Annotated in this window: 14 protein-coding genes and 1 pseudogene; 8 read left to right on the top strand and 7 right to left on the bottom strand. The window is 67.8% G+C overall.

What is annotated here, in order from left to right; genetic code table 11:
• Window positions 1-154: 154 nt before the first annotated feature.
• Together FGD71_RS04405 and FGD71_RS04410 are read right to left on the bottom strand one after the other, a co-directional pair.
• Window positions 155-1,060, bottom strand: a complete 906-nt coding sequence (locus FGD71_RS04405; RefSeq protein WP_119099042.1) for a M56 family metallopeptidase — start codon at window positions 1,058-1,060, stop codon at window positions 155-157.
• Window positions 1,057-1,425, bottom strand: a complete 369-nt coding sequence (locus FGD71_RS04410; RefSeq protein WP_119099043.1) for a BlaI/MecI/CopY family transcriptional regulator — start codon at window positions 1,423-1,425, stop codon at window positions 1,057-1,059. Before FGD71_RS04410 ends, FGD71_RS04405 begins: the two co-directional genes overlap by 4 nt.
• A 195-nt stretch (window positions 1,426-1,620) precedes the next feature.
• Here FGD71_RS04410 and FGD71_RS04415 point away from each other — a divergent pair, with 195 nt between their 5' ends.
• Window positions 1,621-2,496 (top strand): hypothetical protein, encoded by an 876-nt coding sequence (locus tag FGD71_RS04415; protein ID WP_420878233.1) that lies wholly within the window; start codon window positions 1,621-1,623, stop codon window positions 2,494-2,496.
• Between the two features lie 14 nt (window positions 2,497-2,510).
• Here the strand turns inward: FGD71_RS04415 and FGD71_RS04420 are convergent, their stop codons facing one another.
• The 4 genes and pseudogenes from FGD71_RS04420 to FGD71_RS04435 all read right to left on the bottom strand — a co-directional run.
• Window positions 2,511-3,251, bottom strand: coding sequence for a hypothetical protein (locus FGD71_RS04420; RefSeq protein ID WP_140935820.1), 741 nt, complete (start codon window positions 3,249-3,251; stop codon window positions 2,511-2,513).
• 104 nt (window positions 3,252-3,355) lie between these two features.
• Window positions 3,356-4,057 carry a cation efflux transmembrane domain-containing protein gene (locus tag FGD71_RS04425; RefSeq protein ID WP_119099045.1) on the bottom strand — a complete coding sequence of 234 codons (702 nt, stop codon included), beginning with the start codon at window positions 4,055-4,057 and terminating at the stop codon, window positions 3,356-3,358.
• Window positions 4,057-4,392, bottom strand: coding sequence for an ArsR/SmtB family transcription factor (locus FGD71_RS04430; protein WP_119099046.1), 336 nt, complete (start codon window positions 4,390-4,392; stop codon window positions 4,057-4,059). Before FGD71_RS04430 ends, FGD71_RS04425 begins: the two co-directional genes overlap by 1 nt.
• A 58-nt stretch (window positions 4,393-4,450) precedes the next feature.
• Window positions 4,451-4,674 (bottom strand): annotated as a pseudogene (locus tag FGD71_RS04435) (rhomboid family intramembrane serine protease); the annotation flags it as partial.
• A 60-nt stretch (window positions 4,675-4,734) separates the two neighbouring features.
• On the opposite strand from FGD71_RS04435, the gene FGD71_RS04440 reads away from it, so the two are divergent.
• From FGD71_RS04440 to FGD71_RS04470, 6 genes are all read left to right on the top strand, one after another.
• Window positions 4,735-4,902: an ABC transporter permease gene (locus FGD71_RS04440; RefSeq protein WP_119099047.1), complete on the top strand. Its 168-nt coding sequence runs from the start codon at window positions 4,735-4,737 to the stop codon at window positions 4,900-4,902.
• A 223-nt stretch (window positions 4,903-5,125) separates the two neighbouring features.
• Window positions 5,126-5,290 carry a hypothetical protein gene (locus FGD71_RS47245; protein ID WP_162931019.1) on the top strand — a complete coding sequence of 55 codons (165 nt, stop codon included), beginning with the start codon at window positions 5,126-5,128 and terminating at the stop codon, window positions 5,288-5,290.
• A gap of 144 nt (window positions 5,291-5,434) precedes the next feature.
• Window positions 5,435-8,674 (top strand): type 2 lanthipeptide synthetase LanM family protein, encoded by a 3,240-nt coding sequence (locus FGD71_RS04445; protein WP_119099048.1) that lies wholly within the window; start codon window positions 5,435-5,437, stop codon window positions 8,672-8,674.
• A 66-nt stretch (window positions 8,675-8,740) separates the two neighbouring features.
• Entirely contained in the window at window positions 8,741-9,565 is an 825-nt protein-coding gene (locus FGD71_RS04450; RefSeq protein WP_119099049.1) for a class I SAM-dependent methyltransferase, read from the top strand.
• Window positions 9,566-10,242: 677 nt separating this feature from the next.
• Entirely contained in the window at window positions 10,243-11,061 is an 819-nt protein-coding gene (locus FGD71_RS04460) for an AfsR/SARP family transcriptional regulator (RefSeq protein ID WP_119099050.1), read from the top strand.
• 590 nt (window positions 11,062-11,651) lie between these two features.
• Window positions 11,652-12,926, top strand: a complete 1,275-nt coding sequence (locus FGD71_RS04470; RefSeq protein ID WP_162931021.1) for a sensor histidine kinase — start codon at window positions 11,652-11,654, stop codon at window positions 12,924-12,926.
• Between the two features lie 143 nt (window positions 12,927-13,069).
• Here the strand turns inward: FGD71_RS04470 and FGD71_RS04475 are convergent, their stop codons facing one another.
• Complete coding sequence (locus FGD71_RS04475) at window positions 13,070-13,732, bottom strand: response regulator (protein WP_119099052.1); 663 nt, start codon at window positions 13,730-13,732, stop codon at window positions 13,070-13,072.
• 1,969 nt (window positions 13,733-15,701) lie between these two features.
• Between FGD71_RS04475 and FGD71_RS04480 the strand changes: the two genes are divergently transcribed.
• Window positions 15,702-16,172 (top strand): ATP-binding cassette domain-containing protein, encoded by a 471-nt coding sequence (locus FGD71_RS04480; protein ID WP_140935821.1) that lies wholly within the window; start codon window positions 15,702-15,704, stop codon window positions 16,170-16,172.
• Window positions 16,173-16,189: the final 17 nt, after the last annotated feature.

Consider the following 16,189-nt stretch of genomic DNA (forward strand, 5'->3'; position numbering starts at 1 on the left):
GACAGGACTCGCCGTCAGGAACCGGCGTCTCATGGTCTTGGTCAGCCGGAAGTAAGCGGGTCAGAACTTAGTAGATTAGTAATACCTATCGCAAGTGAGGCCGAGTTACAGGGGTCTCACGCAAGTCGGCCCGTTGAGGACGGGGGGGCGGCGATCAGCCGAGGCCGGGCGGACAGACGACGAGCAGCGGCAGTAGTGGAACGGCCACGGCGGCCACAGCCCCCCAGGCGGCGGGGTGAGGAGCCTTGCGAGGGCCGAGCACCCGCTTCAGGCGGATCAGCACCATGTGCCCGCCCGCAGCGAACGCGCCCTTCGGGGTCCGCGCCGCCGCCATCTCGTACATGGCGGTCGCCAACGCCTCGTCCGAGTGGCCGCGCAGAGCACGGTCATCCGCGACCATCTCCAGCAGGAGTGCCGTTTGCTCACGGGCGTGCCGGGCCAGCGGGAGCCGGCGGAAGACCGAGTGGAACGCCTCCACAGCGGCCAGGGCCAGATGGTGACGGCCCAGAATGCGGGCCTGCTCGTGCTCCAGCACGGCGGCGAGTTGCTCAGGCGTCAGCTCGCGCACAGCCGCATCACTGACCACGACTCTGGGATGGCGGCCGGGCAGGCAGTAGGCGGCCGGGGTGTCGTACGGCAGGACGGTGGCGCTCAGTCGGGCCGAGTGGCGGCCCACCAGGTCCACCGCTTCCCGGTGCCGTGCCCGCGCTCGACGGGCTCGCGCGACGTGGAAGGTGAAGGCCGAGGCCAGGGCGACTCCGATCGAAGCCGGCAGGGCGACGGCGAGCCGGTGGGCGGTCATGGGGTCGGGATCTCCCGCGCTGATGTCCAGTCCGCAGGAGTGCAGCAGGCCCAGCAGGCCCGCGTGCAGGTGCTCGGTGGGCATGGCCAGGTTGTACGCGGTCAGCGCGGCCCCAAGTGAGAATGAGACCGCGAGGGCGTGCCAGACCGCGGTGGCAAGGGCGGGTGCCCGATGCGGCCAGCGGGCGCGCAGGATGAAGTGCGGAGCGATGAAACCCACTGCCCCTGTGTAACCGACCAGGAGGGGGGTCGCGTTCACGACTTCCCCTGTCGTCCCACGGTCCGCAGGGCCTTCCGCAGGGCGGCCACCTCTTCCTCGGACATGTTCTCCACGAAATGGACCAGGGCGGCCGGGCGGTCCCTGCTCTCTTCCAGGCCGTACTCCATGAGTGCGGCGGCGTACGCCTCACGGCTGCGCACCGGCGAGTACAACCAGGCGCGGCCCTGCTTGCTGCGCAGCAACCAGCCCTTGGTGTACAGGATGTTGGTGACGGTCATCACCGTCGTATAGGCGATGGGGCGGGTCTTGTTGATGTCGTCGACGACCTCGCGCACCGTGGCCGAACGGCTCCACGTCCAGAGGCGATCCATGATCTCCGCCTCGAGATCCCCCAGCCGCCGCATGGCCCTGACTCCCTTTCGTCACCTGATGCGCAAGCGAATACGCAAGGCCATAGTAGATGGATGGCCTGTCAGCCTTTTGGAGCAGCCCCGTTCTCCGCGCCGTCGCGCGGTGGCACTTGAGCGCCATGCCGTCCGCAGCTCGTCGATGTGAGCGCCGACCGCCTCGCTTCGCGGCCCCAGTGTGAAGGGGCGACCATGAAGAGAGAGGAGTCAAGCATGAATCACGGTAGCGGCGAGCACGCAGGGCACACTGGGCACACTGGGCACACTGGGCACACCACCGCGCTGCCCGGCGGACTGCAGGTTTCCCAGGACGGCTACACCCTCGATCTGAAAACGCCGCGCATCACGGCCTGCGAGGAGGCGCCGCTGCGCTTCGCGATCAGAGACGACAGCGGCAAGGCCGTCACCGACTACACCACGGTCCACGGCAAGGACCTGCACCTGATCCTTGCCTCACGGGACCTGAACACTTTCCGCCACGTGCACCCTGCCCTCGGGCCCGAGGGAACCTGGAGCATTCCCGTCAACCTGCCGACCGCAGGCGACTACCGCGTTCTCGCCGACTTCGCCCCGGCCAGGCAAGGAGCCAAGGCCATGACTCTCGGCGCGGACCTTGCTGTCGCCGGCTCCTACCAGCCTCGGGACCTGCCCGCAGCGAAGCCCACGGCCGAAGTCGACGGCTACACCGTCACCCTCGACGGCGAGCTCACGCCCGGAACGATGAGCGAGTTGAAGCTGAGCGTGGCCAAGGATGGCAAACCCGTCACCGACCTCGAGCCCTATCTCGGCGCCTATGGCCACCTCGTCGCCCTGCGCTCCGGGGACCTCGCCTACCTCCATGTCCACCCCGAAGGCGAGCCCGGCGACGCCACGACCAAGCCGGGGCCGGAGATCTCCTTCATGGCCACCGCGCCCAGCCACGGCACTTACCGGCTCTTCCTCGACTTTCAACATGAAGGCACTGTCCGCACCGCGGCCTTCACCGTCCACGCGTCCGCCCACGCTTCCAGTGCGGACACCGACGCTCGCACCGCAGGTGGCAACCGCAGCGGCGCCGGGCACCACTGAACCCTCACGCTTCACTACGGGGCTTCACGGCTCGATCGCCGCCCGTGCTTTCGCATGCCGCTGATCAGGACTCCAAAAGCGAAGATCAAGGCCACGATGAAGAAGGCGATACCCAGGGCGTCCTGAAGCCCGCTCGCCAGACCGCTGTAGCCGACGTCTACGCCAATGACCACCGAAATGATGCCCGCGAGAACAGCCGCCCAGCCCAGCGCTCCCGCGACCGAACGACCAGCGATCAACGCTGCCCCGAACAGTGCGAAAGCCAGCCCCAGCAGGATGCGGAAATAGCTCTGAAACCCCCACTCGAGCCACCGCACCGTCTCGGCATCGGCGAATCGGATCTGCTTGTCCGCCGCTGATGCCGCCGCCCAGGCGTCGGCGGCCTGTTTCAGCCCCACGCCGTCCAGCCCCTGCAGAACAGCCCACATCGCAGCAGTCGCAACCGTCAACGCGGCAGCGAGGTGCGCAAGCAGAGCGGACCGGCCGGTACCGCGCAGGGCGCGGTAGAGAACGAGCAACCCACCGAGCGCGACGAGGACGCCGACGAACTGGCCGAGGTGAACCGCGACCCATGCGTCGCTGTCGGCGTACTCAGTGAAGATCGCCTGGTGATCGTCTTCCTCTCCCGACGGGTGCAGCGCGGTCGAAACGATGTTGATGAGGAAGCCCACGACCATGAGCGCGCCGGCGATCGTCAACTCGCTGCCTGCCGAGCCGGCCGGGTGCGTCTCTCGTGTAGATCCTGCTGCCGGCATCCGTCCTCCACCTCCGCGGAAGCCGTCACCGTAATGCGCGCCGGGTGCCGCCGGCGGTCTTCGCCACCGCGTCACTCACTCGAACGAGGGCCGGTCACCGCCGATCAGGCCTGACACGTGCAGCCCGGTCGGCAGCCGCAGGTGCCCGTACCGGTGGCTGCGGGAGCCGCTGTGGCGGCGCAGCAGCCCTTGCCCTGCCAGGCGTCGCGGCCTTCCTTGACAGCGACGGCGGCGATGACGAGGGCGGCGATGGGGTCGGCCCATGCCCAGCCGAGGGTGGCGTTGAGGGCCAGGCCGACCAGAAGCACAGCCGAGAGGTAAGTGCACAGCAGGGTCTGTTTGGAGTCGGCGACCGCGCTGGCGGAGCCGAGTTCGCGGCCGGCGCGGCGCTGGGCGGCGGACAGGAACGGCATGACCGCCAGCGACAGGGCGGCGATGACGATGCCGGGGACGGAGCGGTCCGCCTCACCACTTCCGGACAGCGCGCGGACGGCGTCGACGGTGACATACGCGGCGAGCGCGAAAAACGACAGCGCGATGATGCGCAGGGTGGTCTTCTCACGTGCCTCGCGCACAGCGTGGTCGCGGGCGGAGAACTGCCAGGCGACCGCGGCGGCGGAGGAGACCTCGATGATCGAGTCGAGTCCGAAGCCGATGAGCGCGGTCGAGGAGGCGATGGCGCCGGCGGTGATGGCGACGATCGCCTCGATGACGTTGTAGGTGATCGTGGCGGCGACGAGCAGCCGTATCCGCCGGGTGAGCGCCTCGCGTCGAGCCGAGGACGGCCCGAGGGATATCGCGGTCATCAGCAGCAGCCCTTCGAGGCGGCGTCGGGGCAGGTCTTGTCCGCCTCCACCGCGACCACCGCGACCCGCAGATCGTCGAGCGCGTGGCCGATGCGTTCGTCGGCGAGCTCGTATCGGGTGCGCCGCCCGTCGGGCGAGGTGATGACCAGGCCGCAGTCCCGCAGGCAGGCCAGGTGGTTCGACAGCCGGGTGCGGGAGATCCCGAGGGTGTCGGCGAGAGCGGCGGGATAGGCGGGGGATTCGCGCAGGGCGAGCAGGATCCGGCAGCGGATCGGATCGGCGAGCGCGCGGCCGAAGCGGGCCAGCACGTCGATGTCAGAGGCGACGATCAGCACACCACGACAGTACAGCACATCCTGAATTCAGGAAATCGTGGATTAAGACTGGCCGTTCTCACCAACCCGGTCGGGCACGCCTGCCCCACAGCAGGCCGCGCGGTTCGGGTGGCGGTGGGAGACGCCCGCGCCGGACGAGTACACCGCCTGCAGGACGAACCAGGAGCCCAGGACGATCCAGGCCGGCAGGCGCAGCGGCAGGAAGATCAGGAACGGCACCAGGACCCAGACCCGGGCCTTCGGATAGAGCACGAGGTAGGCGCCCAGGACACCGGCGATCGCGTCGGTGGTAACCCTCGGGGTCGTCAACACCCTGGCCATGTCGCCTTCCTCGGCTGGGCGGTGGGCGAACTGGTCGCCCCGCACATGGTGACCTACGAACCGGTCGTGCCTGCGGGGCGCATGTCGTTCTTCCTGGTCTTCGCTGTTCTCGTCGGGGCGTTCACGGCCTTGTGGCCCGCCCACCGTGCGGCACGAACGGACCCGCTGGAGGCGATCAAGGCCGAGTAGCCGCACCGAACGGGGATTGCGGCGACGGCTGCCCGTTCGAGCCGGAACCGTTCGCTCCGCCAACGGCCGACTGTCGCTCACGAGGTGGCCCACAGCCCCTTCACCAGCAGTGCTACGGATCTACTACCGATGCACTACGCGCGGTGAGAAAGACTCGGGGAGCGCTCACTCGGAGCGTACGTTCCGGGTTTGCGCTGACGCACTCTCACCCAAGGAGGAAACCATGAGCGTTGAGGCCCGCCAGTGGAAGAACGGTTCCCAGGACGAGACGAACCCGGCCGGCGCCGGCTTCGGGGAGCTCGCTCTGGAGGACCTGCGCGAGGGCCACAAGGCCCACTGGCTCAGCAGCGGCGCCCTCTGCACCGTCACCACCGAATGTGGCTGCTGAATTCTCCCGCTGAATGAGAGCCCGTCGGGTCCGTGAACCCGGCGGTCGACCGAGCGGGCGGCGGACGGGGCCCGGCCCTGTCCGCCGGCCCTCTCCGGGGTCAACCGGGCCTGACCGTCAGCATGGACGTACGTTTGGAGTGACATGGCCGTCGCCAGAAGGACATCTTTCGCCCATGCCGGAAACGCCGCCTACAGCTGCGAACGCACACCGGTGGAAGACAGCAACCGCGACGGGAACGCCCCGGCGGTGGCTGCCTGGCGGGAGTCGATGCTCACGTCCGAGGAGACCTTCCGGGTGCGGTTGCGTCACTCGGGCCTGACGGAGGAGAGCTTCGGCGAGCGCATCGGTGCCGGACCCTTCACGCCGGCGCCCGAAGCGATCGCGTGGACCGAGGACCTCGCCGCGGCGCTGGCGACACCGTCTGGCGACATCACGGATCTGCCGATCACCACCAAACAGTTCGCCACCGTTTTCCCGCGACTGCCGTTCGAAGGGCTTCTCGGCCCTCTGCTCGCATACTACGAAGGACAGCTCTCGGACAGGCTCGCCGCCGGACCGGAGCCGGAGACGGCACGCCGCATCGCACGCTCACTGCGCGGGCAGTTGCTCGGTTCGCTGGCCAACCGCCTGCTGCTGATCTCTCTGAGAACCCTCATCCTGGAGCTCAATGTCGCCCGGGTGGACGGCCGACTGCACGGTGCGACGCCCGAAGAGCGTTATGACTGGTACAGCAGGGAACTGCTGGCCGAGCCGTCGTACCTGGAGGAACTGTTCAGCGAATACCCCGTGCTGGGCCGGTCGATGGCGGAGTGCGGCAGCCAGTGGACCGCCCATGTCGCCGAAATGTTCAACCGTCTGGCGGCAGACGTGCCGAATCTGCGTACGCACCAGCTGATCGGCCTGTCCGCCGGTGATCCCTGCGACATCCGGCTCGACCTCGGAGACGCCCACAACAGAGGGCGATCCGTCGTCCTGCTGACCTTCCGGGACGGGAGCCGCGTCGTCTACAAGCCGCGTTCGATGGCCACGGAGATGCTGTACAGCCAGGTCGTGCAGACGGTCAACGCCCACGGATCGCGCTGGCCCAACAGGGCCATGCGCGTACTCGAGCGGGACGGTTACGGGTGGGGCGAGTTCATCGAACACGCCCCCTGCGACTCCTCCGACGACGTGACCTCGTTCTACCGGCGCGTCGGTGGGACGCTGGCGAACCTGCTGTATCTGGGTGCCATCGACTTCCACCTCGAGAACATCATCGCGGCGGGGGCGTATCCCGTCCCGATCGACCTGGAAACCGTGTTCCAGCAGGCCCCGTACGAGGACGACGCCGTCACCGCCCACGAGCACGCGATGCACACGCTGTTCGAGAGTGTCCTCGCCACCGGAATGCTGCCCGCCCTGGTCTTCGGCGATCACAGAAGGGGAGGCGTCGACCTCAGCGGCATCGGCGGCGGGGTGCCGCAAAAGGCCTCCCGGGCCCTGCCGGCCGTTGTCGACGAGTACCGGGACACGATGAGGATAGAGGCCCGTTTTCCCGAGATACAGGACGCCGCGAACCGTCCCTACACCGAGAGCGGGGACATACGGCCCGAGCACTACACCGAGGAGATCGTCGCCGGGTTCAACGAGACGTACGACATCATCACCAAGAACAGCGACGTCTTCTCGGGCGTCCTCGGCCGCGCGGCCGACATCGAGATCCGCCACCTCGCCCGGCCGACCCGGCGCTACGGCCTGTTCCTGACGGAGGGTTACCACCCGGACTATCTCCGCGACGCGCTCGACCGCGAGCGGCTGTTCGACAAACTGTGGGCAGCCGCCGACACCCGCCCCGGTCTCATTCCGCTCGTCGAGCTGGAGAAGCTCCAACTGCTGCACGGCGACATCCCGTGCTTCCGCACCCGCCCGAGCGGTACGGGGCTCGACGCCCCGGGATACGCGGAGGTTCCCGAGTACTTCACCCGGCCGAGCATCGCCGTCCTGCGCCGGAGGTTCCGGCGATACGGCCCCGATCACCGGGACGTGCAGGAGCGGATCGTCCGGGAAACGATGAGCACCCTGGCGACCGGGGCCTGGCAGGTGCGTCACCGACCGCCGACGGAAGACGCACAGATCCACGTTCCCGAGGCCGCCCGGGCCGCCGCCAACAGGCTCGCCGCACAGCTGGCGGACCGCGCCGTGCTGGGCCGGGACGACTGCAGCTGGATCGGGATCAGTATCGACGGTGGCCAGGAGGACGCCCTCACCTACAAGCCACTGGGCACGGCGCTGTACGACGGCCTCGCGGGGATGGCCATGATGTTCGGACATGCGGCCACCCTGTTCGAAGACGACCGGTACCTGGACCTCGCGCAGCGCAGCGCGGTGCCGCTGTTGGAACATCTCGAGGACGCGAGGGAGAACGGGCTGATCGCGTCGTCCGGAGCCTTCGACGGAATCGGCGGGTTGTTGTACGCGCTGGATCACTTGGAGTGGCTCACCTGCGACCCTCGCTACGCCGAGGGGATCGCCGCCGCGGCGCCGCTGCTGCTGCGCACGGCCCAAGAGGAGTCGTCACCGGACGTGGTCGGCGGTCTGGCCGGTTGCGCCGTTGTCGCCGCCGGGCTGTACCGGCGGCACGGGGACCGGCGGTTCCGCGAGGTGGCGGAGGTGTGCGCGCATCGACTCATGGAGACGAGTGTCGAAGGCGACGGGACGGCCGGCTGGAAGCCGGCAGTGAAGTCGCAGCCCCTGGGCGGCTTCTCGCATGGCTCTGCCGGAATCGCTTGGGCCCTGTCCGAACTGGCCGCGCTCTTCGACTCGGCGGACCTTCGCGAACTGTCCCGTAAAGCGGTGGAGTTCGACCGCCGGTTGTTCGTCCCCGAGGAAGGCCGATGGCGTGACCTGAGGCTGGAGCAAGGGATCGTTTCCCGTCGGCCGAGGGAGCAGGCGGGCTGGTGGTGCAACGGCGGCGTCGGGATAGGTCTCTCCCGGCTGCTGTTGTCACGCGGTGAGCCGGAACAGGAACTGCTTGAAGAAGCCCGGGTGGCGTTGGAGACGACGCATGATGGGGGATTCGGCCAGAACCACAGCCTGTGCCACGGGGACTTGGGCAACCTCGAACTCTTCACCCTGGCGGCTCGCGTACTACCCGACGAGGCTGAGGCCACGCGCTGGCGGCGAGCCGGAGAGCGCATCGCGCAAGCGGCGCTGGGACGCATCGAGGAGACGGGCGTGCGCAGTGGCGTGCCGGGGGCTGCCGTCGACGTGCCGGGCATGATGATCGGCACCGCGGGTGTGTGCATGGGACTGATGCGACTCGCTGCTCCGGAGCGCACTCCCTCCGTGCTGTGGCTGGAGTTCCCCGCGAGCCCCGAAGAGCCGGCCCCACTGGTGGGATGACCCGGCCCGTGCCCCGGCCCACGCACGCCTGACAGCCGATCCATCAACTGAATCCGGAGTTCGGAGATGACACAGACCCCCGCCCCCGCGGACCTCTACAACCATGCCCTGGCCGACGCGTACGACGCCTTGAAGATGGCCGCCGACTACGAGATCTGGGCCGATCTCCTGGAAGGCGTCCTCCAGGAGCAGGGCTGCACCGGTCGCCGCTTCCTCGATGTCGGATGCGGGACCGGCACCAGCAGCCTCGCCATGCAGCGCCGTGGTTTCGAGGTCACCGCCTGCGACATCTCCGAGGAGATGCTCGAGATCGCACGGGGCAAGGACCGGGCGGGCAACGTGCGGTTCCTTCAGGCTGACATGCGCGCCCTGCCCGATTCGCTCGCCGGCTTCCACCTCATCCACTGGCTGGACGATGTCGCCAACCATCTGCTCGGCCCCGCGGATCTGGGCGCCGCCGTGCGCAGCAGCGCCGGCGCGCTGGTTCCAGGAGGAGTCCTGGTCTTCGACGTCAACCCCCTCGCGACGTTCACCGCCCACTACAGTCTCCGGCGCCGGAGTGTCGTCGAACGCGATGACACCGTCATCATCTCGACCGGGCTGACCGCGCGGCCTTCCGCCGATTCCCCGGCCGAGGCCCGTCTGACGGCCTTCCGTCACCAGGGCGACGGCCTGTGGACGCGTAGGAGCGCCACTGTTCTGGAACACCACTTCGAGGACCGGACTGTCCGGAATGCCATCGCCGACGCGGGGCTGGACCTGGTCGGCTCGTACGGCTTCGGGGACATGACCGCGCCCGGCAAGCTGGTCCGACCCGCCGATGAGCAACGGCACCCGAAGATCGTGTACGTCGCGCGCCGACCGGTTTCGGCTGACCGAGCGGGGCACTGACCGGCGCCTTGGCAAAGACCTGAGCCTCAACGAGCTGTTCGTCTCGGTGAACGGCCCGGCGTGCTGCCGCAGCTGACCGACGATCCCGACGCACTGTTCGACGAACTCGCCCCTTGGATCACCTCCTGGCCTGGCAGCCGGCGGCACGCCACTACGAGTCCCTGTTCGAGCTGCTGGCCGACCGGTTCGATTGCGGCGCGGTTGTCGAACGCTCCGGGCATTTTCTCGCCCGGGTCCCTCTGCTCCACGCGTCGCACTCCGCTTGCCGCCACAGGAATTGTCGGCACTTGAGGAGCGCTGCACACCTGGTGTCGAGGCTCTCTGCGAATCGATACCCGCCAAGTGACAGCCCCTTGCGGATTTATACAGATGTCCGTTTCCGCACTGAGGTCAACCGGCGTCCATTATTTCCGGCCGAAATCCATGCCCCAGGGGCCCCTTAATACATGCCCGTACCAAGTGGGGTGGTTTAAGGGTGGGTGAAACTGCCCCTCGGCGCTACCGTTTCGGTTTGGAGAGAGGTGGTGCCAGCGGCATGCGTCCGTGAATTTCGCAAGACCGGTTGAATCGTTCCGAAAGCAGCTGAGTCGGGGTTGTGGTTATCGTGGAATCAGTCGTTGGTGTCCGTGGGAGGATGAGAGGGAACGCGAGACAGACCGATCAAAGTCGGGGCGTACATGGCTGTACCGGTCGGGTGGTGCTCGAGGTCGGCCGTGGAGATTAGGCTTCTGGGCGCGGTCGAAGTGATCGACGACGAAGGCACACCCTGGCCTGTGGGGGCGCCGCGGCTGCGAGCCACGCTTGCCACCCTCGCATTGCGTCGAGGACGCGTGATGAGCTCCACCGAACTGATCGACCGGCTGTGGGGACCGACGCCTCCGGTCACGGCGGCTGTCACCCTGCGCAATTACGTCAGGCGGCTGAGGAAGGTGCTGCCGACTCCGCTCATTCAGACCGAGTCGGGCGGATACCGGCTGACTGCCGGTCAGGAGCAGGTCGACGTCGAGCGGTTCCAGGAACTTGTGCAGCGCTCCCGCACCGTACGGGGGCACGACCTGGCCGAGGCGGCGCGGATGTTGGACAAGTCGCTCACCCTGTGGCGCGGGACCCCGCTGACCGGCGTGGGTGACTGTCCCATGCTGGAGATGGAACGCGCTCGACTGGAGGACATGTACCTCACCGTGCTCGAAGAGCGGTTCGAGCTGCGGCTGAGCCTTGGTGAGCACCACCTGATCGTGGACGAGATCGTGGCCGCCGCCCGCACCAACCATGTGCGCGAGCGGCTGATCCGGCAGCTCATGGTCGCTCTTTACCGCTGTGGCCGGATCGCCGAGGCGCTCGCCGCGTATCGCGTGACGCGCGATCGGATGATCGAGGAACTCGGCATCGAACCTGGGGTGGATCTCAGGAACCTGCAGCAGGCGATCCTGCGATCCGACGCAACGCTCGTCGAGCCCCCGCCGGTGTCGCCCCGGATCCTCGCCGATCGGTACTGAACTGCTTCGAGAGGTGAAACGGCCTGGCCGTGCCCGGGAGTTGAGCACGGGGACGGCCAGGCCTTCGGCGGCGTCGAGGCCCGCGGAAGACGGCCCCGTGCCCCTGGTGCGCCCGTTCGACGACTTTCCGGAACGGTCACGGGCCCCGGACTTCCCGGAACGGCCTCGGGCCGGCTGTGCCGGGGTCGAATCGGTGACGCGACTTCTCCGTGATGCGGATCTCGCGCCGACGATGTCGCCAACGCCGTCCTGCTCTTTCGACGCGAATATTCCTCTTCCTTATTGCGTCTTTCGGTCATCTGCGTCAGGCCCATCGATTCCCGCAAGAGGCTAGTGCGGCTTGGGCCTTCCAGGGCGGACTCGAGGACCCTCTTCGTCAGCTGCTGCTGCAGCAGCAGCCCGCCCTCGCCGGTCAGCCTCGATCCGATTGCGCAGCAAGTCAGCCAAGGTGTGCGGCAGAGCGCTTCGTGGGAAGTGGAAGCGACCAAGGTCGCAACCTGTCCGGTGCAATACCCACTTTCGTACGCGCTGTGATGGCCAAGAGAACACATGTGTCCCTGCGACGCCTTGGCCGCAGTACGGTGACTGGCGTGAAGTGCCCGATTCGGTGGTTGGGCCGCGGAGTCGTTCTGGACATCCTTCTCGTCGTCATGCTTGTGGTGTTCAACGTGTACGTGGCCGTGTGGAGTGGTCTCCCGCAGGAGGGGCGTCCCGGGTGTGGTCCGTGGGCCGGGCTTGTTCTTCAGGTCGTGGTCGCGTTGGCCATGCTGGCGCGCAGGACGCGGCCGTTGGCCGTGCTCGGCGTGGTCGCGGTGTCGGCGGTCGTCATGTCGTTGTCGATGTGGCTGGTTCCCGGGTGGTTCCTGGCCTCGGCGGACGGCGCGGGGGTGTGGGTGCCCTCGGCTACGCCCTTCGCGGCGTACAGCGCGGTGGTCTTCTCGGCTCGGCCGCGTGTGGCGTGGGTGCTGACGGGTGTGTTGACGTTGCTGGCCACGCGGCTGTGGGCGTTGTCGTTCGCGGTGACGGCGAGCGGGCTGGTTCTGACAGCGGTTCCGGCGCTGCTGGGCATGTACGTGGGGGCGCGGCGAGGGTTGATCGCGGTGCTGACTGAGCGGGCCGAGCGGGCAGAGCGAGAGCGGGTCCTCGTGGCGGAGCAGGCCCGCGCGGAGGAGCGAGTACGGCTCGCGGGGGAGATGCATGACGTCGTGACGCATCGGGTCAGTCTGATGGTCTTGCAGGCGGGGGCGTTGTGCGTGACGGCTTCCGACGCTCACGCGCGTGCTGAGGCCGAGGCGTTGCGGGCAGCGGGGTGTCAGGCGCTGGAGGAGTTACGGGACTTGGTGGGCGTGCTGAGGTCACCAAGGAGCGCCGTGAAGGTGGTGGGGACCGCTGAGAGGGATGTGAGTGGGTCGGGCCCGGGATTGGCCATGCTCGTGGCGGAGTCCCGGGCGGTGGGCATGGAGGTGGAGTTCCGGGAGGTGGGGGACGGGTCGGTGCTGGCACCGGTGGTGGCGCGGACGGCGCACCGCATCGTGCAGGAGGCGCTGACGAATGTCCGCAAGCACGCCCCTGGGGGCTCGGTGCGGGTGGATGTGCGGTACGAGGTGGACCGGGTGCGGCTGCTGGTGCGCAATACCGCGCCGACGAAGCCGGGCGACGTCGAACTCGCGGCGAGTGGCTCGGGGAGTGGCTTGAGCGGGCTACGGCAGCGCACCGAACTCGTCGGCGGGACTTTCGCGTCGGGCCCCCTCCCCGACGGCGGCTTCACAGTGGAATCGGCCCTGCCGACCTATGTGCCCACGACGAAGACGTGGATCCGGTCCGGCCAGCCGGCTGCCTCGGGGCTGTGGGGCGACGACGACTGACAGCAGCCGACGGCGAATGACGTGCCGGCGTGCACGGTCCTCGCAGCTCTCGTGCCGGAACTCTCTCCTCCCTCGTCCCGCTCCGCGGGACGAGGGCCCGCACGGTCTGCCGCCCCCCTCCGGGCCTGGTCGCAATCGTCGTCTCAGCGGCTGACGAGCCCGGCGTCGTAGGCGAGCAGACCCGCCTGAGTCCTGTTGGTGCATCCCAACTTGACCAGCATGCGCGAGACGTAGCCCTTTACCGTGGCCTCGCTCAGAAACAGCTTCGAGGCGATCTGGGCGTTCGAGAGCCCCTCGCCGAGACAGGTGAGGACGTCCGTCTCGCGCTCGGTGAGTTTGCTAGCCATAAGCTTTGCGCGCTCCCGGGCCGCCTCTTCCTCGGAGGAGGCGGCGACCAAGCGGCGCGCGGCTACGGGCGAGAGGACCGCGTGGCCGTCCGCGGCAACGCGGACGAGACTGATCAGGTCCTCGGGTGGCGTCGACTTCACGAGAAAACCGCTCGCGCCGCTGCGCAGCGCTCGCAAGACGTACTGGTCCGCGTCAAACGTGGTAAGGGCCACGACTTTTGGCGGCTGGTCGAGTTTGGTAATGCGGTCGATGGCGGTCAGTCCGTCGACGCCGGGCATACGCAGATCCATGAGGACGATGTCGGGGCGGTGCCGCACCACGGCCTCCACTGCGGCCGCACCGTCATGGGCTTCGTCGACGACTTCGATGTCTTCGGCGGACCCGAGAATGGTCCGCAAGTGCGCGCAGACCATGGGCTCGTCATCGACGACCAATACACGGATTAATTTGTTCCCCATGCCGCGCAGTCTATCCAGGCGAACCCAGTTCGTCGCCGTCCACCAGCGCCGCCTGGCCGGCTGGGTGCTCGCGGACCCCATGGGCACCCGAGCACGGACCTTGACAATGCACCGCTCGGTGCGGGTCGGGGTTTGGCGCGGGTTGGTGCACGGTCGGCTCGAGCGTTCGGCGGCCTGGTTGGTGTTGCCCCAGAGCCATGATCGCTCGTCTGGCCTCCGGCTCTCCGCGTTCTGGAGGTGCGTGGGAGGCCCACGGCAGCCGCGTTCGCGGTAGCCCTTCCATCATCTGCCGTCTCGTGCCAGGCCCACGAGTAGGGAAATGTCATGTCGCGGGGCAACTTTCATCGGTGGCCATACCAACGTTTCCCGCTGCCTGACGGGGAGTCGACCGGTGTTCCATAGGTCTTGGCACCGGAACAGGGTATCGAGTAGACACCGCTTGGATCTCTGCGGGCCAAGGCGTCCCGGTGGTCGATTTCCCCCGTAATCGACCACCGGGATTTCCTTTTTCCTCCTGTTCCGCGGCGAAAATGTGGTGCCTCCTGTGCGTAAAAGTAATCTTTTGGTACGTGGAATGGTGGAGACGGTTCGGAAGATGACGGTGTGCCCCGAGTGCTGATTGCGATCTCGTGATCTTCGCAGCGCTCCGGTTCCGCGAAAGCGTCGGATTTCGGGATCGGCGACTTCCGAGCGGTGCGGTGCGCGGGGCTCGGCGGGACCGCTCGAAGCGGTGGGCCCTCGCGAACTCCGGCAGGGTTCCCGAACTGCGCCCGAAGCGAGATCCCAGGGCGGTGAGCGCAGAGGCGCGGGGTGGGTCGATCGCCTCTGCAACCATGGCGCGCGTGATACCAAGGTCGTTTTCGCCACGACGAGGGACGGGTCTGTCCGGGCAGCGAAGGGCGGTCACACCCGCCCGCTCCGAACAGGGGCCGCAGAGACCGTGCGGCGGGGGAATCGCCGAACCGCCGGCGAGGGAAAGTGCCGCAGCCATGAAGCCGTCCAGCCCTGTGCCGAACCGTGCGTCCGTTATTCCTCCTCGACCATCCGGGTGTGACGGTCGCCGCAGTGGGGGAGAGTGAAATCCGGCCCGGCAGGATAAGGGATTTCCCCTGCATCGGTCGCACATTTCGGCCGCGTGCCACGAGCGAGAACTCGCCTGACTGTGGCGAGATCCGGCGCCACGCGCCCCGAGTGACTGCGAAGAGCCGGTATCGGCCGGTGCGTGGAGCGTGTGACGCTCCGGAATCCGGCCATGTCACCCTCCGACCGCAGCCTCGATCGGTGCCGCATGCAACGGTAGGGCGGAACCCCTTGACCATCCCCTTACGCCTGCCATCTCGGTCCACGCGGGTACCGGAAGAGGCGGTATTCACACCATGATCCGCATGACAGTCTCGTCACGGCGCGTGTTCACCAACGCGACCGGACTTGGTCGGGTCCGTCGGTCCGCAACTGTGTACGATCCCGCAGGTCGGCCCGCAAGGCTGTACGACGGCAGCGGTGAGGTGAACATCCCTGAGGGGTGCGCGGATATCCATTGCCGGACTCAACGGATACTTTAGTCGCGCCGTTTCGATCCCGAAGACCGTACGAAATCCGGGTGAAACCTGAAAACATTGGAGCTCCAGCCGCCGCAACGAGCCACACAGGCTCACCATCTACTTGAAGAGCGAACCTCTACTCACCACCGGGAGATTTCATGCAGCCAGGGGCGGACAACCTGAGGTTTCCGGTACATGACAGCAGCCCTGGCAGCATGCTCGGGAAGGCCGACCCGGAACCGGTGGCTGCCCTGGAGGTGAGCAGCAGGACACGGAGCGGCGCACACGGGGTGGCGGGCGAGGGGCTCAGCTTCCGTGTTCCGCAGCATGCCTGTGCGGCTGCCGTGTCGGAAGGCGGATCGGCTGCCTCGTTCCTGACCGGACTGCTCGATCGGGCCCGTCCGCTGGAATGCGTGAAGGTATACGGCGTGGATACGCAGGCGGATCCCTCAGCCGCCGCGCGCCTGGTGGGTCTCGTACCCGAGGGGATGCCGCTGAGGGAGATTCCGGTGCGCGATGCCCTGGTGGAGGCAGGCGTCGACCAGGGGCTCGACCGGGACACCGCCGAGGAGCGCACGACGGAAGTACTCGACGCGTTCGAACTGCGTGACACCGAGTGCGTTCCGACCACCCGGCTCCTCCCCGGCCAGCGTTCCCGTGTGGCGCTGGGGTGCGCTCTGCTGCCCCTGCCCAGACTGCTGCTGCTCTGCGACCCGTTGGACGGCGTGGACTCCGCTTCGGAAGCGATCATCTGTCGTGCCATCAGCCGTTTCGCGGCGTCCACGGGGACCGTGGTGTTCTCCACCGGATCGACGGACGTCGTGGACCGTGTGGCCGACCATGTGCTCCTGATCCGTGATGATCAGGTGGTGGGTTCGCGTGTCTCTCCGCGGTGCTGACCGTGAGGCAGGGCTGC

Origin of the sequence: Streptomyces sporangiiformans, assembly GCF_005768555.2 — a bacterium.
Taxonomy (GTDB): Bacteria; Actinomycetota; Actinomycetes; order Streptomycetales; family Streptomycetaceae; genus Streptomyces; species Streptomyces sporangiiformans.

Excerpts from the sequence above, each read along its gene's own strand:
- FGD71_RS04420 (WP_140935820.1), bottom strand. The coding sequence starts at position 3,251 with ATGCCGGCAGCAGGATCTACACGAGAGACGCACCCGGCCGGCTCGGCA.
- FGD71_RS47245 (WP_162931019.1), top strand. The coding sequence starts at position 5,126 with ATGAGCGTTGAGGCCCGCCAGTGGAAGAACGGTTCCCAGGACGAGACG.
- FGD71_RS04410 (WP_119099043.1), bottom strand. The coding sequence starts at position 1,425 with ATGCGGCGGCTGGGGGATCTCGAGGCGGAGATCATGGATCGCCTCTGG.
- FGD71_RS04415 (WP_420878233.1), top strand. The coding sequence starts at position 1,621 with ATGAAGAGAGAGGAGTCAAGCATGAATCACGGTAGCGGCGAGCACGCA.
- FGD71_RS04475 (WP_119099052.1), bottom strand. The coding sequence starts at position 13,732 with ATGGGGAACAAATTAATCCGTGTATTGGTCGTCGATGACGAGCCCATG.
- FGD71_RS04445 (WP_119099048.1), top strand. The coding sequence starts at position 5,435 with ATGGCCGTCGCCAGAAGGACATCTTTCGCCCATGCCGGAAACGCCGCC.
- FGD71_RS04450 (WP_119099049.1), top strand. The coding sequence starts at position 8,741 with ATGACACAGACCCCCGCCCCCGCGGACCTCTACAACCATGCCCTGGCC.
- FGD71_RS04425 (WP_119099045.1), bottom strand. The coding sequence starts at position 4,057 with ATGACCGCGATATCCCTCGGGCCGTCCTCGGCTCGACGCGAGGCGCTC.
- FGD71_RS04460 (WP_119099050.1), top strand. The coding sequence starts at position 10,243 with ATGGCTGTACCGGTCGGGTGGTGCTCGAGGTCGGCCGTGGAGATTAGG.